18 protein-coding genes are annotated in these 24,295 nt (G+C 44.1%); 6 read left to right on the top strand and 12 right to left on the bottom strand.

Annotation, left to right across the window (positions count from 1 at the left end):
* Positions 1–261 precede the first annotated feature (261 nt).
* The 3 genes from metK (at position 262) to CXF60_RS05860 (ending at position 2,451) form a co-directional block, all read left to right on the top strand.
* Complete coding sequence (gene metK / locus CXF60_RS05870; protein ID WP_102091174.1) at positions 262–1,428, top strand: methionine adenosyltransferase; 1,167 nt, start codon at positions 262–264, stop codon at positions 1,426–1,428.
* A 76-nt stretch (positions 1,429–1,504) separates the two neighbouring features.
* Positions 1,505–1,861: a DUF3144 domain-containing protein gene (locus CXF60_RS05865; protein WP_102078350.1), complete on the top strand. Its 357-nt coding sequence runs from the start codon at positions 1,505–1,507 to the stop codon at positions 1,859–1,861.
* Between the two features lie 341 nt (positions 1,862–2,202).
* The gene (locus CXF60_RS05860; protein ID WP_102091173.1) at positions 2,203–2,451 is read left to right on the top strand and encodes a hypothetical protein; all 249 of its coding nucleotides are present in this window, start codon (positions 2,203–2,205) and stop codon (positions 2,449–2,451) included.
* Between the two features lie 142 nt (positions 2,452–2,593).
* Here the strand turns inward: CXF60_RS05860 and CXF60_RS05855 are convergent, their stop codons facing one another.
* From CXF60_RS05855 to CXF60_RS05820, 8 genes are all read right to left on the bottom strand, one after another.
* Positions 2,594–4,246: a BCCT family transporter gene (locus CXF60_RS05855; protein WP_102091172.1), complete on the bottom strand. Its 1,653-nt coding sequence runs from the start codon at positions 4,244–4,246 to the stop codon at positions 2,594–2,596.
* 242 nt (positions 4,247–4,488) lie between these two features.
* Positions 4,489–6,132 (bottom strand): BCCT family transporter, encoded by a 1,644-nt coding sequence (locus CXF60_RS05850; protein WP_058025181.1) that lies wholly within the window; start codon positions 6,130–6,132, stop codon positions 4,489–4,491.
* A 166-nt stretch (positions 6,133–6,298) separates the two neighbouring features.
* A complete protein-coding gene (locus tag CXF60_RS05845; protein ID WP_102091171.1) occupies positions 6,299–7,582 on the bottom strand; it encodes a PQQ-dependent sugar dehydrogenase in 1,284 nt (427 codons plus the stop codon).
* A gap of 207 nt (positions 7,583–7,789) precedes the next feature.
* Positions 7,790–10,387: an ATP-dependent chaperone ClpB gene (gene clpB / locus CXF60_RS05840; RefSeq protein ID WP_102091170.1), complete on the bottom strand. Its 2,598-nt coding sequence runs from the start codon at positions 10,385–10,387 to the stop codon at positions 7,790–7,792.
* 309 nt (positions 10,388–10,696) lie between these two features.
* Entirely contained in the window at positions 10,697–11,278 is a 582-nt protein-coding gene (locus CXF60_RS05835) for a L,D-transpeptidase family protein (RefSeq protein ID WP_102091169.1), read from the bottom strand.
* A 111-nt stretch (positions 11,279–11,389) separates the two neighbouring features.
* On the bottom strand, positions 11,390–12,181 hold the full coding sequence (locus tag CXF60_RS05830) for an SDR family NAD(P)-dependent oxidoreductase (RefSeq protein WP_102091168.1): 792 nt from the start codon (positions 12,179–12,181) through the stop codon (positions 11,390–11,392).
* Positions 12,182–12,253: 72 nt separating this feature from the next.
* On the bottom strand, positions 12,254–13,963 hold the full coding sequence (locus tag CXF60_RS05825) for an AMP-binding protein (protein ID WP_102091167.1): 1,710 nt from the start codon (positions 13,961–13,963) through the stop codon (positions 12,254–12,256).
* Between the two features lie 325 nt (positions 13,964–14,288).
* On the bottom strand, positions 14,289–15,419 hold the full coding sequence (locus CXF60_RS05820; RefSeq protein WP_228707052.1) for a DNA topoisomerase IB: 1,131 nt from the start codon (positions 15,417–15,419) through the stop codon (positions 14,289–14,291).
* A gap of 188 nt (positions 15,420–15,607) precedes the next feature.
* Here CXF60_RS05820 and CXF60_RS05815 point away from each other — a divergent pair, with 188 nt between their 5' ends.
* Entirely contained in the window at positions 15,608–16,060 is a 453-nt protein-coding gene (locus CXF60_RS05815; protein ID WP_101205656.1) for a GNAT family N-acetyltransferase, read from the top strand.
* 92 nt (positions 16,061–16,152) lie between these two features.
* Here the strand turns inward: CXF60_RS05815 and CXF60_RS05810 are convergent, their stop codons facing one another.
* The 4 genes from CXF60_RS05810 to CXF60_RS05795 form a co-directional block, all read right to left on the bottom strand.
* Positions 16,153–16,437: a pyrimidine/purine nucleoside phosphorylase gene (locus CXF60_RS05810; RefSeq protein WP_102091166.1), complete on the bottom strand. Its 285-nt coding sequence runs from the start codon at positions 16,435–16,437 to the stop codon at positions 16,153–16,155.
* A 77-nt stretch (positions 16,438–16,514) separates the two neighbouring features.
* Positions 16,515–17,610 (bottom strand): peptide chain release factor 2 gene (gene prfB / locus CXF60_RS05805; protein WP_102078362.1). Its coding sequence is split into 2 segments (ribosomal slippage): positions 16,515–17,537 and positions 17,539–17,610, totalling 1,095 coding nucleotides; the frame shifts between segments, so codons are not numbered across the junction.
* A 125-nt stretch (positions 17,611–17,735) separates the two neighbouring features.
* A complete protein-coding gene (locus CXF60_RS05800; RefSeq protein WP_102091165.1) occupies positions 17,736–18,437 on the bottom strand; it encodes an HAD family hydrolase in 702 nt (233 codons plus the stop codon).
* A 158-nt stretch (positions 18,438–18,595) separates the two neighbouring features.
* Positions 18,596–19,132, bottom strand: coding sequence for a gamma carbonic anhydrase family protein (locus CXF60_RS05795; protein ID WP_102091164.1), 537 nt, complete (start codon positions 19,130–19,132; stop codon positions 18,596–18,598).
* Between the two features lie 502 nt (positions 19,133–19,634).
* On the opposite strand from CXF60_RS05795, the gene carA reads away from it, so the two are divergent.
* The gene (gene carA, locus CXF60_RS05790) at positions 19,635–20,876 is read left to right on the top strand and encodes a glutamine-hydrolyzing carbamoyl-phosphate synthase small subunit (protein ID WP_102091163.1); all 1,242 of its coding nucleotides are present in this window, start codon (positions 19,635–19,637) and stop codon (positions 20,874–20,876) included.
* Between the two features lie 153 nt (positions 20,877–21,029).
* Positions 21,030–24,293, top strand: a complete 3,264-nt coding sequence (carB, locus tag CXF60_RS05785) for a carbamoyl-phosphate synthase large subunit (RefSeq protein WP_102091162.1) — start codon at positions 21,030–21,032, stop codon at positions 24,291–24,293.
* Positions 24,294–24,295 lie beyond the last annotated feature (2 nt).

Raw genomic sequence — 24,295 nt, 5'->3', positions numbered from 1 at the left:
GTTGTCTATTAGGGCAAGTACTGACTCAACTCATTACCGCCAAGACCATATCAGAGCGAGGCAGTATCATTTTATATATTGATTGAATGATAGTCAGCTCACCCTTTGGTCATATTTATTAGCAAAGATTTTAGTCAAAACCGATTTTAAATTAAGAAATACCGATTATCTGCCGCGTAAATGCGTGGTCAAAATTAATTAGAGCAGCACCCAGATGTGCTGCTTTTCCTACCCTTATTGATTCAATTAAGCGATCCCATTATGCGTGAATACAACTTATTTACCTCAGAATCTGTGAGCGAAGGCCATCCTGACAAAATGGCTGACCAAATATCAGACGCTATCCTTGACGCTATCTTACGTGAAGATCTGCACGCACGTGTGGCATGCGAAACCTTAGTAAAAACAGGCGCAGTCATACTTGCAGGTGAAATCACTACAACGGCAAATATTGATTTAGAGCGTCTGGTTCGTGACACCGTAAATGGCATTGGCTATCACCATTCAGACCTAGGCTTTGATGGCGAGACTTGTGCAGTCATTAATATGTTGGGCAAGCAATCTCCTGAAATCGCGCAAGGTGTCGATCGTAGCGACCCTGAAGAGCAAGGTGCAGGTGACCAAGGCTTAATGTTTGGTTATGCAAGTAATGAAACAGAAGTACTGATGCCAGCGCCTATCGAGTATGCTCATCGTTTGATGGAGCGTCAGTCGGAGCTGCGCCGCGCAGGTGATCTGCCTTGGTTGCGTCCAGATGCCAAAGCGCAGGTAACCTTGAAGTATGACGGCAATCGTCCTGTCGCCATCGATGCTGTTGTATTATCAACACAGCATGATCCAAGCATCTCGCAGTCAGATCTACAAGAAGCCGTGATGGAATCTATCATCAAGCAAGTGCTACCAGCTGACCTATTGCACGCTGGCACACGCTATCATATCAACCCAACTGGTAAGTTTGTGATTGGCGGCCCTGTCGGTGATGCTGGTTTGACTGGTCGTAAAATTATCGTTGATACTTACGGCGGCATGGCACGTCATGGTGGCGGTGCGTTCAGTGGTAAAGATCCTTCAAAAGTGGATCGCAGTGCTGCTTATGCGGTACGTTATGTGGCCAAAAACATCGTAGCAGCAGGTCTTGCTGAGCGCTGTGAAGTACAGGTCAGCTATGCGATTGGTGTCGCTGAGCCTACTTCTATCTCTGTTAATACCTTTGGTACTAGCAAGATCAGTAACGATGAAATCATCCGCTTGATTCGTACTCACTTTGACCTACGTCCTTACGGCATTACCCGTATGTTGAACTTACTACAACCAATGTATCAGCAGACTGCTACCTTTGGACACTTTGGTCGTCCAGGTTCAGAGACTGCCTTTACGTGGGAAAAAACAGACAAAGCTGATATCTTAAAAGCAGACGCTGGTTTATAAGAGTCACTACTTTAAAACGTTTACCAACCATTTTTATATACTAAAAACTACTGACACTTATTATTAGGAGTTGCTTATGTCTCAAGACAATATTCAAGACCAAAACGCTGATGCTAACATCGAAATCACCCCTGAAATGCAGGCGTTCTATCAACGTGCTGACGCTATCATCGGTATCGCCAACAGCCAGCTAGGTCCTGAAGCACATTCAGGTCAAGTAGGTGCTTCTTTATTGTATGCTGCAGCACGCTATAGCGCGTCAGTTGCCTCTATCGGTTTCGTCAAAGGCGATGATTTCGCCAAAGAAAAAGACGATATCGTCGAGTTTTATGTCAAACAGTATCGCCAAATGCTGAGCGACAATTTGACTGATTATGCTCAAAACTTTGACAAGTACGTGCAGCTAAATCAAGACGACAAACCAGCTGAATAAGCGAATCTCGTCAGTCTAGATGTCTTTGATTTAGACATACTGTCGTAGTATCAATATTTGATGGCAGAAAACAAAACCCCAAGCTTAATTGAGCTTGGGGTTTTTTGTATGATGCTTAAGTGGATAGCTACTGACAAATGAGCTACCATAAATGCTTAAGCGTTTGTCATCAGTAGGCAAATCCATCAGCGATAACAGGATGCTATCGAATATTATGAATAAGGACATTTCTTATGAAACAAACTATATCCAATCTCCGATTTTCCACAATTAATCAATCTTCGTTCAAACCATCATTACTGATACTGACTTTAGCCTTAGTTTTAAATGGCTGTAGCTCTATGTCTGATGTAGGCACGTCTGGTCAAACACCTACCCCATCCAGTCCTGATCTCAGTCAGCAATTTGAAGGTGCTCTTACTCAATGTCCACCCACTAACCCTGCCAATAATATCTGTACGGCACAATATGAACCTGTCTGTGTAAAAACGAAAGTTGGATCAGTTGTCAGCTACCGAACGGCTAGTAATGCCTGCTCAGCCTGTAATATCCCCGAAGCCGTTGGTTATACAAAAGGCGAATGCAATTAATCCATAAAGTGATTGTATCGAGATCTGCTGTACTGAAAGCTGCTGTATTGAAAGGTTTTTTATTAAAAATATTGAACATCCGTAAAAATACCCAGCCTATATAAGCTGGGTATTTTTGTAGCTAAGAAATAAAATCTAAAGCTTAAGCATCTTTCTCAAGTGCTGGTGGGCCTTTTAGTAACTCTTCATCACGGAATTCATTAGCTGAGTTATGCTCTGCTGACTCTTCTGTGGTGAACCATTGCTGATTACGATAGAGTATCAAACGATCTCGACTGAGACCACGCAATAGAGAGTACATCATCACGACGATCACAATAGCAAAAGGAAAGCCTGAGACAATCGATGCCGCTTGTAATGCACTTAAGCCACCTGCTGCTAGCAATACAGCAGCGATAACGCCTTCAGAACCTGCCCAAAATAAGCGCTGAATCTTTGGCGGATTGGTATCACCACCTGATGTCAACATATCGATGACAAAACTGGCTGAATCTGATGAGGTAACAAACCATAGGACAATCATCACCACGATGAGCAAGTTGACCGCACCCGTCAATGGATAAGACTCCATCAATTTAAAGATAGCGCTACCTGTATCGGCTTTGACCGCTTCGATCAGACCTGGACTAACTATGTTAGGGTCTGCTGCTGCCACCAACTCCATATTTACCGCAGAACCACCAAAAGCAGTAAACCACAGAAACAGTATCGTGATAGGAATTAATAATACGCCTAATATAAATTCACGGATGGTACGGCCACGAGAGATACGTGCAACGAATACCCCAACGAATGGAGACCAGCTAATCCACCATGCCCAATAGAAAATCGTCCAAGAGGCTTGCCAGTTTTCTTCGCCTCTATAAGACTCTGTCCATAGACCTAACGGCACGATTTGATGCAAATAGTTACCGATGTTTTCTACAAAACTGTTAAAGATAAACTGCGTAGGTCCAAAGATAATCACAAAACTTAGCAATATCACAGTGAACAATATATTGGTATCACTTAGACGCTTGATGCCTTTATCCAATCCCATAAACAGAGATAACCCTGCAAGCATGGTGATAAGGCCAATCAAAATAATCTGCACCGTAATATTATTGGGTATACCAAATAACGTCTCAAGGCCTGAGTTGATCTGCAAGACGCCAAGACCTAACGTGGTCACTACCCCAAACATCGTACCAAATACGGCGAGCGTATCTACCGTATGTCCCCAACCGCCGTAGATTTTTTTACCCAATATTGGATAAAGTGTCGAACGGATAGCCAGTGGTAAACCTACTCGATAATGAAAATAAGCAAGCGATAGCGCAACCATGCCATATAGCGCCCATACATGTAGACCATAATGTAGGAACGAGATATTCATCGCTTGCTTGGCAGAGGCAACTGTCTCCGCCTCGCCTAATGGTGGTGCCATGAAATGATACAGCGGCTCAGCAGTGCCCCAATAAAGCAGCCCAATACCGATACCTGCTGAAAACAGCATACCAATCCAAGAAACCATATTGTACTCTGGCCTCTCATTCTGATGACCGAGTCTGATATCGCCGTAGCGGCTAAATATCATATAAATACTCATGACCAATGTTAAATTGACCACGACAATAAAGAACCAGCCAAAGCGTAAAGAGACAAATGCTTTTGCTTGGTTAAATACTACTTCTGCTTGTTCATTGAATAAAACGCCAAAAATAATGAACGCCAGTATCAAGATTGCTGAAGTCAAAAATACAGGTTTACTTACCCGCGGAAAAGGGCCTAATCGGCCAACTTTTACATGATCCATAGGTATATCCCCAAAAAAGTGCGTAACCATACCAAGGTATGAACGAATTATCAAATATAACACCTTGTAAATACTGCCGAATGTATAGAAATGGTAGTAACATTTTGGTAATAATTTTCAGCAATCCGAATCTGTCCTGAATAAATTTAAGTATCTTCACCCAATAAAGAAGCCCCAATTTAAAAATAAATTGGGGCTTCTTCTGTTAAAAGCTTGAGTAGTTGTCTTACTTTCACCTGCTTTTAGTCACCTTTTACAATCTTAGGTGGCCCTTTTAGTAGATGCTCGTCAACAAACTCATCAGCTGAGTTATGATCTGCTGATTCATCTGTGATAAAGCTTTGCTGCGCTCGATATAGAATCAAACGGTCACGGCTAAGGCCCCGCAACAACGCATACATTATGACAAAAACCACTAAAGCAAATGGCAATCCTGCTACGATGGCAGCTGCCTGCAAAGCAGACAATCCACCAGCCGCTAACAATATGGCAGCGATAACGCCTTCTGTGGTTGCCCAAAACAAACGCTGAATCTTTGGTGGATTGGTATCACCACCAGCGGTCAACATGTCAATAACAAAACTGGCTGAATCTGACGAAGTCACAAACCAAAGCATAATCATGACAACAATCATTAACGTAATCGGTTTGGCTAGTGGGTAGTACTCAACCAGCTTAAAGATTGCGCTACCCGTGTCTGCTTGTACTGCTTCAACCAACCCTGGGCTAATACCTGTCACAGCAGAGGCAAGCTCCATGTGAATCGCTACGCCACCAAAGGTCGTGAACCAAAAGAACAAGATAAGCATAGGGATTAATAGCACCCCAAACGTAAACTCACGGATGGTACGGCCACGAGAGATACGGGCAATAAAGATACCAACGAATGGTGCCCAGCTCACCCACCATGCCCAATAAAATATCGTCCAAGCACTTTGCCAATCTGTTCCACTATAAGACTCGCCCCACGTACCCAAAGGCACGATCACGGTCAGATAGTTGCCGATATTTTCGATAAAGCTATCAAATATAAAGAGCGTTGGCCCTAAAGCCACCATGAATACCAATAAAACGATTGTAAAACCGATATTGATATCACTAAGGCGCTTAATACCTTTATCCAGACCCATCATAACGGAAGCGGCTGCAAGCGCTGTGATGAAAGCTATCAAACCGAACTGTACAGTGAGACTATTCGGCATGCCAAATAGTTTCTCAAGTCCCGCATTGATCTGCATCACTCCAAGCCCGAGTGAGGTGACCACACCAAACATCGTACCAAACACGGCCAAGATATCGACCGTATGCCCCCAGCGGCCATAGATTCTTTTGCCAAGTAAAGGATACAAGGTTGAGCGAATCGATAAAGGCAAACCGCGACGAAAATGAAAATACGCTAACGACAGTGCCACAATCGTATAGATGCCCCAAGCGTGTAGACCCCAATGCATAAATGAGATATTCATCGCTTGCTTTGCGGCTTCAACCGTTTCGGCCTCGCCCATTGGTGGTGCCATAAAGTGATACAACGGCTCCGCTGTACCCCAATAGACGAGACCAATACCAATACCCGCAGAGAACAACATGCCAATCCAAGAAAACAGATTGTACTGCGGTCGCTCCGTTTGATTGCCTAAACGAATATCACCATAGCGACTCATTCCTAAGTAAATGCAAAGCCCGAGCGCTGTATTCACTAAGATAATAAATAACCAACCGAACTTATCGGTAATAAAATTCTGTAAAAAACTAAAAACTGCCCCTGCTGTTTCAGTGAAAAGCGCACCGAAAATAATAAATCCAACGATCAACAGTGACGATGTAATAAACACAGGTTTACTCACCCGTGGAAAAGGTCCTAATCTGCCTACTTTTACTTCTTCCATGTGCAAGTCTCAAAATTTAAGGAATATTACCTTAACAAAATAGGCTTTAACTATCAATCAATTACAAAATAAAACTTGATAAAACCTTTAACTTATTCTAATAAGATTGATAGTTTTTTTAAAATGTCTACATAAATACAGATGTAAAAGCAGCTTTATCATGATGTTACTTAGGCAATAATCTGAGTAATCGTCCACCATCACCATCTTCCAATGCCCAGACCTGCCCATCAACAGCCAGTACGCTGCGGACACGCTCGCCCATGTCATAACGATAGCGTTCAGTAGCACTATCATCTTCATCGATACTTACGACAATAAGCGCTTTTGAAGATAAACCACTGATTAAAAAATCGCCTTGTAATGCTGGAAAGTCATTGTGGCTACCAGCCGTATATAAACTCAGTGATGACGGTGAAATAACGGGCGTCCATGTGATTTTGGGCATTTCAAAATCAGGACGAGTGTCGTGATCTGGGATTGGTGTGCCTGAATAATTACGACCATTTGATACAATCGGCCAGCCGTAGTTTTTGCCTTTTTTAATCAGATTAAATTCATCACCGCCCTTTGGCCCCATCTCGTTTGCCCAAAGCCTGCCGCTTTCATCAAATCTTATGCCGAGCACATTGCGATTGCCCATTGTCCAAAACTGAGAGGCAATGTCATTGCTATCATTGACAAATGGATTGTCCTTTGGAACCGAGCCGTCAGCATACAATCTAATAATCTTACCTAGATTCATGCTCATATTTTGTGCTGGGTCTTTGTCTTGACGCTCGCCTGAGCTGATATATAGATAGCGCCCATCAGGCGAAAACAGCAAACGATGACTATAATGTCCCTGCCCTGTGACTTTCGGAGACTGTTGCCAAATAGGTGTGATATCTTGCAATATAGGTGTGGCTGTCTCTAATCCTGAAAGTATCGCTTTGATAACTTTAGCACCAAATTTATTGCTATCACCTCCTGTTCCTGCTTCTGCGTAGCTAAGATAAACGGTATTGGACGTCGCAAAATCTGGAGCCACGATGATGTCTCCTAAGCCGCCTTGACCACCGTAAGCGACTGTAGGCATGCCTTCGATTTTGGTCTTATTACCCGTCGCTGTATCTACGATAAATAGCTCACCTGTTTTTTGTGTTAGTAGTAATTTTGGCGCTGTGCTATCTGCAATAGGTAACGCTGTCATAGCCCAAGGCTCATCAAAGGTAGCGATTGCTTTGGTCGTAAAGTCAGGCTTGCTAGTCTTTGTTTGTGTAGTGCTTTTTGTGGCGGTTTGAGTATCGTTATCTGAAGTAGAAATCTCTTTAGACTCTGTTGTGGTACTTTTATTATTACTAGTACTTACTGCTGAAGGATTGGAGCACGCAGCAGTGCTAAACAATAATGCTGCAATGATTAGTGGCGAAGTTAAAGGTATATTTATACGTTCAATATGGGCTGTCATCGTTCTGTTTCTCCATTCAGTTGATACTTATACTATTATTCATTGATTTAGTTATAGCATAGTCCTAAGACTTAAGAGATATTGAAATGGTAAAAAAACAGTAACGTAAAACGCTCCTTATAAATAAAAACCCCTTACCTACGATTGTAGATAAGGGGTTTATTTTAAACATACAGTTGGGTCATAAAGACATCGATGCCAATGTGATTAGCTCATTCTAAGCTTATCAAAAGTTAGCTTGTCATCGGCACCTACATCGACTTTGATAATATCACCAGCGACAAAATCACCTGCCAATAGTTTCAATGACAATGGGTTTTCGATCTCTTGTTGAATGGCACGCTTTAAAGGACGAGCGCCATAAACAGGGTCATAACCCACGGCAACCAATTTATTCATCGCATCTGCTGACAGCTCAATATCCATCTCACGCTCTTGGATACGCTGACGTAATCGATCCAGTTGAATATCCGCAATACCTGCCATCTGCGACATACCAAGCGGATGGAAGACTACGATTTCATCAATACGGTTGACGAACTCTGGACGGAAATGCTGCCCAACAGAATCCATTACTTCCGCTTTGATATCCTCATAGCTCTCGCCAACCATTTCTTGTATCTTGTGCGAACCCAAGTTACTGGTCATGATGATCACGGTGTTTTTGAAATCTACTACACGACCTTGCGAATCGGTTAAGCGACCATCATCCAATACTTGCAGCAAGATGTTAAACACATCAGGATGCGCCTTTTCTACTTCATCGAACAATATGACGCTATATGGCTTACGGCGTACGGCTTCTGTCAATGTACCGCCTTCTTCATAACCGACATAACCTGGAGGCGCGCCCACCAAACGACTGACACTGTGTTTTTCCATATATTCACTCATGTCGATACGTACGATCGCATCTTCAGAGTCAAACAAAAAGTTTGCTAGTGATTTGGTCAGCTCGGTTTTACCAACACCCGTAGGTCCCAGAAATAAGAACGAACCAGAAGGACGGTTGGGGTCAGATAAGCCTGCACGGCTACGACGTACCGCATTGGCCACCGATTCGACCGCTTCGTTTTGACCGATAACACGCTCACGGAGCTTTTCTTCCATTGCTATCATCTTGTCACGCTCACCTTGCATCATTTTGCTGACTGGAATACCAGTCGCGGCCGCCACCACTTCGGCGATTTCGTTGTCTGTCACCTTATTACGCAGCAATTTCACACCGCTACCTTCACCTGTCTGCTCTTTTTGCTCAGCCAAGTCAGACTCATGAATACGTCGTTCTAACTGCGGAATGGTTTCGTATTGCAGCTTACTCATGATCTCATAATCGCCTTCGCGGCTAGCCTTGTCATACGCAATACGGGCTTTATCTAGCTCGTCTTTTAGCTGTTGACTGCCTTTGACCAGTGCTTTCTCTGCCTGCCAAACCTCGTTAAGATCAGCATACTCTTTTTCCAATTCCGCTATTTGCGCATCGAGCACTTTACGCTCAGCTTGCGCGCCAGCATCTTCTTCGTTTTTGAGCACCTCACGCTGCATTTTTAGCTGAATGAGGCGACTATCGAGTTTACCTAATGATTCAGGCTTGCTGTCCATCTCCATACGCAAGCGGCTGGCTGCTTCGTCAATTAAATCAATCGCCTTATCTGGTAGCTTACGGTCAGTGATATAGCGATGGCTCATGCGCGCAGCAGCAATGATGGCGCTATCTTGAATATCGACGCCATGGTGCAGCTCGTAACGCTCTTTTAAACCCCGTAATATCGCAATGGTATCTTCGACTGTTGGCTCATCGACCAAAACCTTTTGAAAACGACGTTCAAGCGCAGCGTCTTTTTCGATGTACTGGCGATACTCATCAAGGGTGGTCGCACCAACGCAGTGCAGCTCACCGCGTGCCAAAGCAGGTTTTAGCATATTACCCGCATCCATCGCACCTTCAGACTTGCCTGCACCAACCATCGTATGCAGCTCATCGATGAACAGAATGACATTGCCTTCTTGTTTGGCCAAGTCGCTCAATACGCTTTTGAGGCGTTCTTCAAACTCACCACGGAATTTTGCCCCTGCAATCAGCGCGCCTAAGTCTAATGACAACACTTCTTTGCGGCGCAGACCTTCTGGTACATCACCATTGATGATTTTCTGTGCTAAGCCTTCAACGATAGCTGTTTTACCAACGCCCGGCTCACCGATAAGTACAGGATTATTTTTGGTACGGCGTGACAGCACCTGAATAGTACGGCGAATCTCTTCGTCACGGCCAATGACTGGATCTAGCTTGCCAAGCTCTGCTTGCTCAGTCAGATTAATCGTGTATTTGTTGAGTGCATCACGCTGATCTTCGGCGTTTTGGTTATTGACGGTATCATCACCGCGCAGCTGCTCAATGACCGCTTTTAGTTTGCTTGCCGTCACGCCTGCACTTTCAAATATTTTTTTGGTTTCGCCTTGCTCAGCGAGTGCCAACATGACCCATTCAGTCGCAATAAAATCATCGCCTTCTTTTTGCGCCTGACGATCTGCCAAGTTCAATATTTTTACCGAGTTTGGGTTTAGATTGACGTCACCTGTCGGCTCCGAAATGGTCGCTTGGTTATCTAAAGCTTTGGCAACGCCGTTTTTCAGCGCTGGAATAGAAGCGCCTGCTTGTTGGCAGATAGATAAATTAGACTCATCTTGTAGCAATACCGCGAGCAAATGCACAGGATCAATGCCCGTATGATCACGACCTAACGCTAGGCTCTGAGCTTCTTGAATCGCTGATTGCAGTTTTTGCGTAAACTTCTCAAATCTCATGTCTATGTCCTTTTATAATTGGTATTCTCAATAGCACCTCTAAGGATTATCTTAGTCTAGTGCCCACTGTTATCTGTCACTTATATAAGGTATATATACATCTATTTCAAGACAATTGCTAAATAAAACCTTACTTAAAACAATGATATTTATTATTAATAATATTTAAATGGGCTATTAATATCAGTTAAAGGTAGCTAGTAGATAAGAAACGCCATTTTATTGATGTAAGTTAAAGAGAAATCTCCATTGAATACGGTAATAAGCAATACACTTATTGAGCATAAACCCAATCATAATCCGACTATTCTACTCCACGATTTCGATAGGAGTACCAAGTATCACCGCTGCCATAATTTCATCCATCTCGTCATTAGTGACAGCGATACAACCATCTGTCCAATCGCGTCGTTGATTAAATAATGCCAAATGTCCAAAGCCATTCATTTGCCCATGAATCATGATATCGCCACCCGGATTGACCCCTAATGAATTCGCTCGTGCCTTGTCTTCATCATTTGGATAGCTAATATGGATAGAACGATGCGCAATAGATTTCTCATTTTTATAATCTAAGGTATAAATTCCAACGGGCGTACGCTGATCGCCTTCTTGTTGCTTATGTCCCGATGGACTGCCCCCAAGGGCAATACGATACGACCTAATAACTTTACCATCGCTCATCAATTTTAAGATACGATCTGATTTGTCGACAAAGACTCGGTCAATGACTATGGAAGGAGGAATGGGGTTTTTGGTTTTTGAGGTGCTTTTGGCATAAGCAATAGCGCTGGTGCTGACAATGGCAGCAAGACTAAGGCCAATGATAATGGGTAACCAAGGCGTACGCTGCTCATTTGATGAGTAATATTTTTTATGAAAAAATAGCATAGACTCTGATTCCCATAATTAATTTTTTGTCATTAATCATATGTATCAAAGCACTATGCCAGATTCTGTAGATACGTTTTGTGCAAAAGTGATGAAACACTCACTAGACTACTACACCATGCGAATCGCACCATCTAAGCGAATGACTTCGCCATTTAGATAGGCATTGTCAATGATATGAGTGACCAATTTGGCGAACTCATTGGGAGCGCCTAAACGTTTAGGATATGGCACACCTGCCTCTAGCTGCTCGCGGGCTTTTTCAGGAATGCTCTCCATCATCGGCGTAGCAAAGACGCCTGGTGCGATGGTCATCACGCGTATACCATGACGTGCCAGCTCGCGAGCAAGCGGCAAGGTCAGTCCAACCACGCCTGCCTTAGACGAAGAATAGCTGGCTTGACCTATTTGACCGTCAAAAGCTGCAATAGAGGCTGTATTAATAATAATACCTTGATCTGCATTCTTTTCTACATGCTCGCCTGCGGTACCATCACTCGCTATACGCTTGGCAATGCTAGCAGCGACCAAACGGGCGACATTAAATGAACCGACCAGATTGACATTGACCCCGCGGCTAAATGCCTCAAGGTCTGCCGGATTGTTATCACGATCTAGCAGCTTTTGTACCACTACGATACCAGCACAGTTGATTGAGCCTTGTAAGCCGCCGAAAGCTGACTCTGCCATCTCAACCGCTGATTGCACTTCATCACCGTTAGTGATATCACAGCGCACAAAACGTGCGCTATCACCCAATTCAGCGACCAATGCTTGCCCAGCAGTTTTATTTAAATCAGCGATAACGACGTTGCCACCTTGATCTACAATCGCCCGAGCCACTGACTCACCCAAACCTGATGCACCGCCTGTGACCAAAAAGCTATTTTCTTTAACTTGCATGATTATTCCTTTAAATTTTTGCTTCTTATTAGATATTTTTCTATTAAATTTATAGACACTTTACCAATTCATTTATGCAGCAGACAGACTACGCAGCAAAAAGCGTTGTATCTTGCCACTTGGCGTTTTTGGTAACTCGGTCACAAACTCGACCTCACGCGGATAAGCATGAGTGGATAGGCGTTTGCGTACCAGCTCTTGGATTTCTTTGGCGATTTGCTCACTGCCTTCGATGCCATCTTTTAGTACCACATAAGACTTGATAGTGTGACCGCGCACTTCATCTGGCACGCCTACCGCCGCAGATTCTGCGACTGCTTCATGCTCTAATACAGTATTTTCGACATCAGTAGGCCCTACGCGGTAACCTGCGGTAATGATAATGTCATCATCACGGCCTGAGAACCAGTAACTACCATCACTATGACGCTCGACCACGTCGCCTGTCAGATAGTAATCATCTACAAAGGCTTGTTTTTCATTCCAGCTATAGCCACGGAAATAAAACGCAGGTGATTGACTGACGACGACTGCCAGCTGCCCTTGTTCGCCATCCGGCAGTACATTCATATCATCATCTAGTACGACTAGTGTATGACCTGGCAGTGCCATACCCATCGAGCCAACAGGACATTCATGTGTCAGTGCATGATGTGCACAGCAAGTCATGCCCGTTTCTGTTTGCCCATATTGGTCTTTGACTTGGCATGCTAGATAGGTTTCAACCCAGTTGACCACTTCAGTGTTCAATGTCTCCCCTGCTGAGTTGGCACAGCGTAAAGACAGCTTGACATCGTCATGAGTCTCTTCATTAACACTATCAAACACACCACTAGATTTCATCATTCGAAATGCCGTTGGTGAAGAGGCCAAATTGGTAATCTTATGACGCACCATAAAGTCATGGGTATGGGTCGCATCGAATCCTGCTTCATTAAAATAAGTGGTGATGCCCAGTAACAGAGGCCCTGTGATGGCATAGTACAAGCCATACGCCCAGCCTGGATCGGCCATGTTCCAATACTGATCATCTTCGCGTAGGTCGATGGCATAACGCATATATAGGTAAAAAGCAGGTAACGCAGCCAATGGAACGCTGACGCCTTTTGATTTGCCAACCGTGCCTGAGGTAAACATTTGCAAAAATGGCGCATCCGTATCAAGCATCATAGGTTCAAACGTTTGCAGCTGTGCTGCCATAGACTGGATATAGTGATCATCACCCCATGTCTGGGCATCCTCCACACTGCCGACCAATACCATTTTGGTTTGCTCAGCCAAATCTTCAAACTTGCTGCGATTTTCTAAGTTAGTAAAAACGACTTTGGTATCGGCTTTGTCCATCCTATATTTGATTGAATCATAGCCAAAAGCAGTAAATAGCGGCTGATATACGGCTCCGATACGCCATGTCGCCAATACAACGGTTAGCAGCTCGGGCGTGCGCGGTAGCATGGTCGCTACCTTATCGCCCGCTTTTACCCCATACGACTGTAGCAAATTGGCGATTTGAGCACTTGCTTTGTCAAGCTCACCAAAACTCATGCGCGTTATATTGCCTGCGGTGTCTTCGTGTACTAGCGCGGCATTGTCAGCGCGGCCGTCACGTACATGACGACCACAGCAAGCCATATAAGCATTTAGTCGATCATCCACCTGCTCGCCAAATATTTCTGACAGCAGTGTATTCATATCAAAATTATTATAGTAATCGGTATAGTTTTTTGGCGTGATGGTAATATCTGTATCAATATTCGTCGGGGTTTGAGAGGTGGTGTTCATAAGCTAATCCTTTAGCAATAGCAGGTAACTGGTAACTGGTAACTGGTAACTGGTAAAATGGTATTTATGATTGAATAACGGCCACATCCTATAGACCGTTTCATAGGTTCGTATTTATCATGCTCTATTAGTAACGCATTTTTACGTTTATTTCAATACATAACGTATCATTTTTATTTTATAGAAATAGAGATAATCCATAACTAATTATCATTAATTCGCTATAAGTCCGCGAAGACACCTACAATAGCCAAAGTACTGCCGCATATTTTCAATTTCCTATTAAAGAATTAACACCTCAATATTATTATCTAAAACCTCACACTTAAACATCAGCTCTTAAAAACCCTAACAATGCTTTTTCTTCGCAGCTTTGGTATTTCTTAGTTCGTCCACGGCGCGCTTGTTTGTAAGTTTCAAAGAACTGCCCTGCCAAAAAACGCTCAATGACAATGGGATGAATATAAGAGGCACGGCATACGGTCGGCGTGTTGCCTAGCTCTGCTGCGACACTTTTTACCATCTCAGTAACTAATTGCTGTCGCTCAGCGCTTTCTGGTGCACTGGTTAATATGTTAGCGCCTGCAGACGTTTGTAGCTCATCATATAGGTAGCTTGCCGCAAGTACACTTGCCATCCATGTACGAAAATCCTTTGCGCTGTATAGCTTGCTTTCACAGTCCATGCCGCACGTGTGCATCCGTAAGTAATCATTGATATCGCTACTGTCAACGACTTGCTTATGTCCGTTGTCGTCTAGATATTTGAATATTTGATAGCCTGGCAGCTCAGAACAGGCTTGCACGATATCAATCAATCGCTCGTCTTGCAGTTCGATGTGGTGTTCTTTTGCGCTTTTGCCGACAAAATCAAATGCCAGTCCATTGTCGGTTTCACTGACATGCTTGCTGCGTAGCGTACTCAGACCATAGCTTTTATTTTGCTTAGCGTAGCGGCTATTACCAATACGAATCAAAGTGGTCTCTAGCAATTTAACGACGGCAGCAAGCACATTGGTGCGTGATAAGGACTTTGCTTCCAAATCTGCCTCCACCTGCGCGCGTAGATTGGGCAGCGCCTCTGCAAATCCTATCATCGCATCAAACTTTGCTTGGTCGCGAATATTGTTCCATGAGGGATGATACAAGTATTGTTTGCGCGATTTTTCGTCTCGCCCTGTTGATTGCAGATGGCCTCGTTCGTCTTGGCATATCCACACCTCTGACCACATAGGCGGTATCACCAATGCATCAAAACGCTGACGCAATGCTTTGTCTTTGACCGTGTTGCCCGTTGCATCACGATAAGTAAAGCCGCGACCCCAACGCCTACGCTCGTAGCCTGGTTCGTCGTCACTCACATAACGCAAATTGGCACGGCGTGCGAGATGCTCGTAATCATGACGCACGTCTTTGGTCATTGTTTGCTGGTTTGCCTTTACTATTGCCTTTGTCATAAACCTATATACCTTTGAGAATTCATGGTTTTAGCATAATTAATGACGGTAATTTTTACTGTTTATTTGGCACAGACAAAGTGTAATCCTGTGTAAAATAAAGCAGTGATAAAAATAGCGATACGGGTTCTAAATGCTGTATTTTTGAGGCATAATTCAGCACTACTCACGACTTAAGTTTATAAAAAATGGACCATTCACCTGTGAAAATAAAGGCACTCGCCCTCGCCGATCATGATCTTTGGGCGCACTTATGGCAAAACTATCTGACATTTTATGAGACCAATTTGCCGTCAAGCACGACGGAGACGACGTGGCGCAATCTGCTTGATGATGACATCCCTGTTTATGGATTTGGGGCGTGGAGAGAGGATGTTTTGATAGGCATTACCCATGTGGTACTGCATCCCAACACATGGAATACTAACGCATGTTGTTACTTAGAAGATTTATACGTCGCGAATAATGTCCGTGGTCAAGGCGTAGGACGTGCATTGATTGAACATGTATACTCCTTTGCTAAGGATAAGGACTGCAACCGTGTCTACTGGACGACACAAGAAAGCAACACCGCCGCTCGTAAACTCTATGATGCCATTGCGACTCAGACAGATATGGTTCAGTACCGTAAGGACTTATAAAGAGTGAGCTAGAGAATGAAATGCCCACAAAAAAAGCCAAGTATAAAATACTTGGCTTTTTTCGTTTTGATACTGCTATAACTTGGAAGTCGTTATTTACCATATACACATAGATAAGCGGTTTCGACGTCTACTTTTACTTGGAACTTCTGATTAGCTTCAACGGTAAACTGCTCGCCAGCGTTAAACGTTTTCCATTCGTCACTTTCTGGCAGCTTGACAGTCAATGCACCGCTCACCACACTCATGGTTTCAAATTCACTGGTACCAAATTCATACTCACCAATTTCCATGACGCCGACAGTCGCAGGCTTGGTAGCCGTTTGAAAAGCAATAGAAGTCACTTTATCATCAAAATAATTATTAACGCTTGGCATAATTTTCCTTAATTAAATATTGGTTACTATTTCAATTAGTTACTATTTTAAAACGGCTGCTTATTTAAAACAGCCTTTTACAGTCCTGCTTTTAGACTCGCTTCGATGAACTGATCGAGGTCACCATCTAGCACCGCACCAGTGTTAAAGGTTTCAACACCCGTACGCAAATCCTTGATACGAGAGTCGTCGAGCACGTATGAGCGAATTTGACTGCCCCAACCGACATCAGACTTACCGTCTTCTACCGCTTGCTGTGATTCCATACGTTTTTGCATCTCTAACTCGTAGAGCTTAGCACGCAGCATTTTCATCGCGGTGGCTTTGTTACCATGTTGACTACGCTCATTCTGACAGGTCACTACCACGCCCGACGGCTCATGGGTAATACGTACCGCAGAATCTGTCGTGTTTACGTGCTGACCACCCGCTCCTGATGAGCGATAGGTATCGATACGCAAATCCGCTGGATTGATATCAATCTCGACGTTGTCGTCAATCTCAGGCGACACAAACACCGCAGCAAACGACGTATGACGACCATTATTACTATCAAATGGTGACTTACGTACTAGACGGTGGACACCAATCTCGGTACGCAACCAGCCAAACGCATAATCGCCTTTAATCTCAATGGTTGCCGACTTGATACCAGCCACGCTACCTGATGACACTTCAATAACATCTACTTTGAAACCATGTGCTTCTGCCCAGCGCGTGTACATGCGTAGTAGCATTTCAGCCCAATCTTGCGCTTCAGTGCCGCCACTACCTGACTGAATATCCAAGTAGCAGTTATTTGGATCCATCTCACCGCTAAACATCCGGCGGAATTCTAAATCAGCAACACGTTTCTCAGCGCTATCTAGCTCGCTCTGCACGTCGGCTAGCAAGGACTCATCTTCTGCTTCGACTGCCAACTCTAGCATGGCAGACGCGTCTTCTAGTGTGGTTTCAAGAGAAACCACCACATCGATGACACCATCAAGGTGACTTTTTTCTTTGTTGATTTTGGTCGCGCGCTCTGGATCGTTCCATAGCTCAGGGTTTTCTAATTCCAAATTGACTTCTTCTAAGCGTTCTTGCTTACCATCAAAGTCAAAGATACCTCCGCAAATCCTGCCCACGCTCTGATAAATCTTTAATTTGCTCTTGATACGGATTGATTTCCATAAATGTTCCTGTTTTTCTAATAAAAATAAATAACGAATGTGGCGCTATTTTAAATGAGATTGAGACTAAACGGTTCACTAATTAATGCTATTGCCAATGTTGCTACTATTATTAGATTGGACAGTCTATATTGACCAATCTTCTACTGCCCAGCGATGTGCCAAAGCATGCGCATGTAACGCATCATCAGGTGATACGCAAACGGCCACATCAGCCCATTCGAGTAACGGGATATCATTTTTGGAATCTGAATACGCATATGTTTTTTCAAAGGTAATGCCAGAGGCTTGCTGTTTATTTAGCCATTTATCCAAATGGTATATTTTGCCCGCTTGGAAGTTTGGTCTGTCAGTTAGCTTACCTGTGTAGCGATTGTCTTTGATCTCGAGTGGCGTTGCCAATACATTGGCAGCTTCAATACCAAACCGCTTAGCAATGGCCGATACCACAAAATCATTGGTCGCAGAAATAATTACCACATCGTGTCCTTGCTCAATATGCTGACACAATGCTTCCATCGCTTTTGGGCGAATATGTGGCTCGATTTCGCTTTTGATATAGTCTTCTCTTAGCTCATCAAGTCTATCAAGCGGCAGACTGCTTAAAAACTGCGCAACGAATTCATTATACTCTGTCGCGTCTAGCGTACCTTCGATATAGTCATTATAAAACTTCTGATTGGCAGTGCGGTACTGCGCCTCATCGACAAGGTCATGCTTTACGATATACTCGCCCCAGAGATAATCGCTATCGACATCAAGTAATGTATGATCTAAATCAAATAATGCCAGTTGTTTTTGTTTTGTTTGTGCTTGATTTGCCTGCATGGTGAGACCTTATCGTTGGTTGCGAAAAAATATGAATCGTTTAATAAAATTGGGTACAGTTATCTACTAAAGCTGAGCACATCACTTAAATAGCATGTAAACGAAATAAGCCTGTACCTTGTAATCTATCCCTTTAGAATTGCTTAGACTATTTACCTTTAGTCAGGCATCGCTATTTCTGTTAAGCCTGTTTTAAATTTCTGGCAACGCTCAGCATAATGTAGCGCTGACATTTTTAGCATGGCGGCTTGCTCATCTGTTAGCGTTTTGACCACTTTTGCAGGCGCGCCCATCACTAGCGAGTTATCTGGAATAACCTGACCTTCAGTAATCAAGGCTTTCGCCCCTATCAGACAGTTTTTACCAATTTTGACATTGTTAAGTACCACAGCGCCAATACCTATTAGGCTGTTATCACCGACTTCACAGCCATGCAACATAGCCAAATGGCCGATAGTCACGTAATTACCGATTTTCACCTCAATACCTGCATCAGTATGAATCACACTGTTTTCTTGCACATTACTATAGTCACCGATATGGATACGATCGTTGTCACCGCGTATCACTGCACCGAACCAAATATTGGCTTGATGACCTAAATATACATCGCCCATCACTTGCGCTGAATCTGCTACCCAGCCATTGAACGGTGCAGCAAACTCAGGGGTTTTGTCTAAATACTGATAAATCATAACGACTCCTTGTCATCTTCATTATTGTTATAACAAACGACCATAAAAATTGGGTCTAGCGCTGCGCTGTCCATTGTGGCAAAGCCAACTGCGAAAATCCAGCGCTATTAATATACGCTTGATGTCGAATTCGATAAAAGAGTAAGTAGTTAATTTTTGCTTAGGCTATTTTATAAAGTCAATATCTTTATAAAGTCCTCATTATTAGCCATGAAATGACTATTAACCCAGTAAATCGGCTAGCTATAACCGTCTATTTTGTATATAATACGCAAAATCTGTGCCTAAGCGAGCGGACATGATGCAAGTTACCTATTCACTATCTAGTGGGTTTTGTAGTTTTCATCAATAATGTCTTCTCGCTTTTTTGTGGAAAATTTTTGTGTATCGCCCTTTTTTTACTTTTATATGACAACAGTCAAATGCCGTAAATAAAAGGATATGGAGCAATTTTAGACCAACAAAACACGATGGCACTCACCAATAACAGCGGAGGCAATCCTTGAATTCATCGGCAGAAATACAAGCAATTTTGGCACTAGCAGACGGTACAATCTTTCGCGGTGTCAGTATCGGCAGCCTAGGTCATCGTATTGGTGAAGTGGTATTTAACACAGCCATGACAGGGTATCAAGAAATCCTAACCGATCCAAGTTATGCCCGCCAGCTGGTGACTTTGACTTACCCTCATATTGGTAATACAGGCACCAATAGCGAGGACACCGAATCTGGCAATGGCCACAAAGTATGGGCAGATGGTCTTATCATTCGTGATGGGACCATGGCAACCTCTAACTTCCGTAACTCAGAGTCACTTAGCGACTATTTACAGCGTAACGAAACAGTGGCTATCGCTGAAATTGATACGCGTCAGCTAACACGTCTATTACGTGATAAAGGTGCACAGAACGGCTGTATCATGACTGCCTCAAACGGCGAGACTATCAGCAGCGACGATGAGCAAAAAGCGATTGAGTTAGCGAAAGGCTTTGCAGGTCTAAAGGGCATGGACTTGGCAAAAGAATGCTGCACTAAAGAGAACTTCGAGTGGACAGCAGGTACGTGGGATTTATCAGACACCCTACTCAACCGCGATATCCCTGGTAGTCATGATAGTGGTACTGGCGGCTTCTTTAAGCAACTTGGTACTCATATCGATGCTAAATACAACGTCGTCGCTTATGACTTCGGTAGCAAAACAAACATCCTACGCATGCTCGTTGACCGCGGTTGTCACGTAACGGTTGTACCAGCACAGACCCCTATCGCAGACGTGCTAGCAATAAATCCAGATGGCATCTTCTTATCAAACGGCCCTGGTGACCCTGCAGCTTGTGATTACGCTATCGATGCGGTACGTCACATCATTGAACAAACTGACGTACCAACGTTTGGCATCTGCTTAGGCCATCAGCTGATTGGTCTGGCTAGCGGTGCAAATACTATCAAAATGAAAACTGGCCATCATGGTGCTAACCATCCAGTACAGGATTTGGCGACTGGCACGGTTATGATTACCAGTCAGAACCATGGTTTTGCGGTTGATGAAGACACGTTACCTGACAACGTTAAATCTACTCATCGCTCACTGTTTGATGGTACTAACCAAGGTATCGAGCTGACCAATAAGCCAGTCTTTAGCTTCCAAGGTCACCCAGAAGCCAGCCCTGGTCCACATGACTGCGCGCCATTGTTTGATAAGTTTGCGGATATGATGGAAGCGTCTAAAGCTGCCCAAGCGTAAACGGTTGATTATAACTACATAATAAGTAAACGCTTGAATCGTCCATAGCGGTTCAAGCGGCACTAAATAAAGCACTGCAAGTATAAAACGCCTTGAGCGTTATCAAAAATAAAGATTACTCAAATTATCACCCAAACGAAGGTAGCTCTAACTATGCCAAAACGTACCGACATAAAAAGCATTCTTATCATTGGCGCAGGCCCTATCGTCATCGGCCAAGCATGTGAGTTTGACTATTCAGGCGCACAGGCGTGTAAAGCACTAAAAGAAGAAGGCTACCGCGTCATCTTGGTCAACTCAAATCCTGCAACCATCATGACTGACCCGGTCATGGCTGACGCAACCTATATCGAGCCGATTACTTGGCAGACCGTTGAGCAAATCATTGCCAAAGAACGTCCAGATGCAATCTTACCAACGATGGGCGGACAGACCGCGCTAAACTGTGCGCTAGAGCTAGATAAGCACGGCGTATTGACTAAGTATAACTGTGAATTGATTGGCGCGACCAAAGACTCAATCGAGATGGCAGAAGACCGCAACTTGTTTGATAAAGCCATGAAGCGTATCGGCCTTGAGTGCCCTCGCGCTGAAACCGCTGAAACCATGGAAGAAGCCTTTGCTACTCAAGAAAAAATGGGCTATCCGTGTATTATTCGTCCATCATTCACGATGGGTGGTTCAGGCGGCGGTATCGCCTATAACCGCGATGAGTTCATTGAAATCTGTGAGCGCGGTTTTGATTTGTCTCCAAACCATCAATTATTGATCGATGAATCATTGATTGGTTGGAAAGAATACGAGATGGAAGTGGTTCGTGACAAAAACGACAACTGCATCATCATCTGCGCTATCGAAAACTTTGACCCAATGGGCGTGCACACGGGCGACTCTATCACGGTTGCACCTGCGCAGACTTTGACGGACAAAGAATACCAAATCATGCGTAATGCTTCATTGGCAGTACTGCGTGAAATTGGTGTAGAAACTGGCGGCTCAAACGTACAGTTCGGTATCAACCCTGATACAGGTCGCATGGTCGTCATCGAGATGAACCCACGCGTATCACGCTCGTCTGCCCTAGCCTCAAAAGCCACTGGCTTCCCGATTGCCAAAATCGCAGCAAAACTGGCGATTGGTTATACCCTAGATGAATTGCAAAATGACATCACTGGTGGCAAAACGCCAGCCAGCTTTGAGCCTGCGCTTGATTATGTCGTGACTAAGATACCTCGTTTCAACTTCGAAAAATTCCCGCAAGCAGACAATATCCTGTCGACTCAGATGAAATCGGTCGGTGAAGTGATGGCGATCGGTCGTAACTTCCAAGAGTCGATGCAAAAAGCATTGCGCGGCATGGAAACAGGTGCAGATGGTTTTGATGAGCAAATTGACTTGTCAAAAGTGAGCGCCGAAAAAGCGCGTAGCGAAATCATCAACCGCCTAACCATTCCAACACCTGAGCGTATCTACTACGTTGCTGATGCATTCCGTGTCGGTATGAGTGTCGATGAAGTGTTTAACTTTACCAAGATTGACCCATGGTTCTTGGTACAGATAGAAGACATCGTCAAAACAGAAGCTACCGTAAAATCACTTGGTTTTGGCGGCTTGAACGAGAAAAATCTACGTAGCTTTAAACGTAAAGGCTTATCAGATTTGCGCTTGGCTAAACTGCTTGGTATCTCACAGAAGCAGCTACGCAAAAAGCGCTGGGATCTAAACGTCTATCCAGTCTATAAGCGTGTAGATACCTGTGCAGCAGAGTTTGCTACTAGCACGGCTTATATGTACTCGACCTACGATAGCGAATGTGAAGCCAACCCAACAGACAAAAAGAAAATTATGGTTATCGGTGGTGGTCCTAACCGTATCGGCCAAGGTATCGAGTTTGATTACTGCTGTGTGCATGCAGCGCTTGCTATGCGTGAAGATGGTTACGAGACCATCATGGTCAACTGTAACCCTGAAACGGTTTCAACCGATTATGACACTTCTGACCGTCTATACTTTGAGCCAATCACGTTAGAAGATGTATTAGAGATTGTTCGTATCGAAAACCCTGATGGCGTGATTGTCCAGTTCGGTGGTCAAACACCATTGAAACTTGCTCGTGCACTAGAATCAGCAGGCGTTAAAATCATCGGTACTAGCCCTGATGCAATCGACCGTGCCGAAGACCGTGAGCGCTTCCAGCATATGATTCAGCAGCTAAACCTAGTACAGCCGTCAAACGCACTAGCAACCAGCCTAGAAGATGGCTTGGTTAAAGCAAAAGACGTAGGCTATCCATTGGTTGTACGTCCATCTTATGTATTAGGTGGTCGCGCGATGGAAATCGTCTATAACGAAGACGAGCTAAGACACTATCTACGTACTGCGGTACAAGCATCGAACGAAGCGCCTGTCCTACTGGATCGTTTCTTAGATGATGCTATCGAAGTCGATGTAGACTGTGTATGTGATGGTACTGATGTCGTCATCGGCGGTATCATGCAACATATCGAACAGGCTGGCGTTCACTCAGGCGACTCAGCATGCTCACTGCCACCATACTCACTGTCTAAAGAGCTATGTGACGTGATGCGCGCACAGACAGTCGCTATGGCAAAAGAGCTAGGCGTTATCGGTCTAATGAACGTACAGTTCGCGGTAAAAGGCGAAACCGTATATATCCTAGAAGTGAACCCACGTGCTGCACGTACAGTACCGTTTGTCTCTAAGTGTATCGGTACTTCTTTAGCACAGGTTGCTGCTCGCTGTATGGCTGGTACTTCGCTTAAAGACCAAGGTTTTACCACTGAGATTGTTCCAGCATTCTATGCGGTCAAAGAAGCGGTATTCCCATTCGCTAAGTTTCCAGGTGTTGACCCAATCTTGAGTCCTGAGATGAAATCAACGGGCGAAGTTATGGGCGTGGGCAAAACCTTTGGCGAAGCATTCTACAAGGCCATTATCGGTAGTAATGAGCGTCTGCCAGGCTTGCCGACTGAAGGCGAGACAAAAACCGTCTTTATCTCAGTTCGTGACAGCGACAAAGCCCAAATCGCTCCGATTGCTCGTCAGCTTGCAGACTTTGGCTTCAAAATCGTCTCGACCACTGGCACGCAAAAAGTACTGAGCGACGCTGGTATCGAAAGTCAGCAAATCAACAAGGTCACTGAAGGTCGCCCGCATATCGTTGATGCCTTGAAAAATGGCAAAATCGACCTTATCATCAATACTACTGAAGGTAAGCAAGCTCAAGAGGATTCGTTCTCTATTCGCCGTAGTGCGCTACAGGGCAAAGTATTCTACGTCACCACGTTAGGTGCCGCTGATGCCGTCTGCAAATCTTACGCGATTGACTTACCGTTTGATGTCTATAAGTTACAAGATTTGCATGAGCAAGCAAAGTCTATTGACGTGGCTGAATAATT

This window comes from Psychrobacter sp. 4Bb, from assembly GCF_002836735.1.
Classification (GTDB): Bacteria; Pseudomonadota; Gammaproteobacteria; order Pseudomonadales; family Moraxellaceae; genus Psychrobacter.
Note: the sequence above shows the minus strand (reverse complement) of the source record. Positions and strands in the feature narration are given on the sequence as shown.

Excerpts from the sequence above, each read along its gene's own strand:
- metK (WP_102091174.1), top strand. The coding sequence starts at position 262 with ATGCGTGAATACAACTTATTTACCTCAGAATCTGTGAGCGAAGGCCAT.
- CXF60_RS05865 (WP_102078350.1), top strand. The coding sequence starts at position 1,505 with ATGTCTCAAGACAATATTCAAGACCAAAACGCTGATGCTAACATCGAA.
- CXF60_RS05860 (WP_102091173.1), top strand. The coding sequence starts at position 2,203 with ATGTCTGATGTAGGCACGTCTGGTCAAACACCTACCCCATCCAGTCCT.
- CXF60_RS05855 (WP_102091172.1), bottom strand. The coding sequence starts at position 4,246 with ATGGATCATGTAAAAGTTGGCCGATTAGGCCCTTTTCCGCGGGTAAGT.
- CXF60_RS05850 (WP_058025181.1), bottom strand. The coding sequence starts at position 6,132 with ATGGAAGAAGTAAAAGTAGGCAGATTAGGACCTTTTCCACGGGTGAGT.
- CXF60_RS05845 (WP_102091171.1), bottom strand. The coding sequence starts at position 7,582 with ATGACAGCCCATATTGAACGTATAAATATACCTTTAACTTCGCCACTA.
- clpB (WP_102091170.1), bottom strand. The coding sequence starts at position 10,387 with ATGAGATTTGAGAAGTTTACGCAAAAACTGCAATCAGCGATTCAAGAA.
- CXF60_RS05835 (WP_102091169.1), bottom strand. The coding sequence starts at position 11,278 with ATGCTATTTTTTCATAAAAAATATTACTCATCAAATGAGCAGCGTACG.
- CXF60_RS05830 (WP_102091168.1), bottom strand. The coding sequence starts at position 12,181 with ATGCAAGTTAAAGAAAATAGCTTTTTGGTCACAGGCGGTGCATCAGGT.
- CXF60_RS05825 (WP_102091167.1), bottom strand. The coding sequence starts at position 13,963 with ATGAACACCACCTCTCAAACCCCGACGAATATTGATACAGATATTACC.
- CXF60_RS05820 (WP_228707052.1), bottom strand. The coding sequence starts at position 15,419 with ATGACAAAGGCAATAGTAAAGGCAAACCAGCAAACAATGACCAAAGAC.
- CXF60_RS05815 (WP_101205656.1), top strand. The coding sequence starts at position 15,608 with ATGGACCATTCACCTGTGAAAATAAAGGCACTCGCCCTCGCCGATCAT.
- CXF60_RS05810 (WP_102091166.1), bottom strand. The coding sequence starts at position 16,437 with ATGCCAAGCGTTAATAATTATTTTGATGATAAAGTGACTTCTATTGCT.
- CXF60_RS05800 (WP_102091165.1), bottom strand. The coding sequence starts at position 18,437 with ATGCAGGCAAATCAAGCACAAACAAAACAAAAACAACTGGCATTATTT.
- CXF60_RS05795 (WP_102091164.1), bottom strand. The coding sequence starts at position 19,132 with ATGATTTATCAGTATTTAGACAAAACCCCTGAGTTTGCTGCACCGTTC.
- carB (WP_102091162.1), top strand. The coding sequence starts at position 21,030 with ATGCCAAAACGTACCGACATAAAAAGCATTCTTATCATTGGCGCAGGC.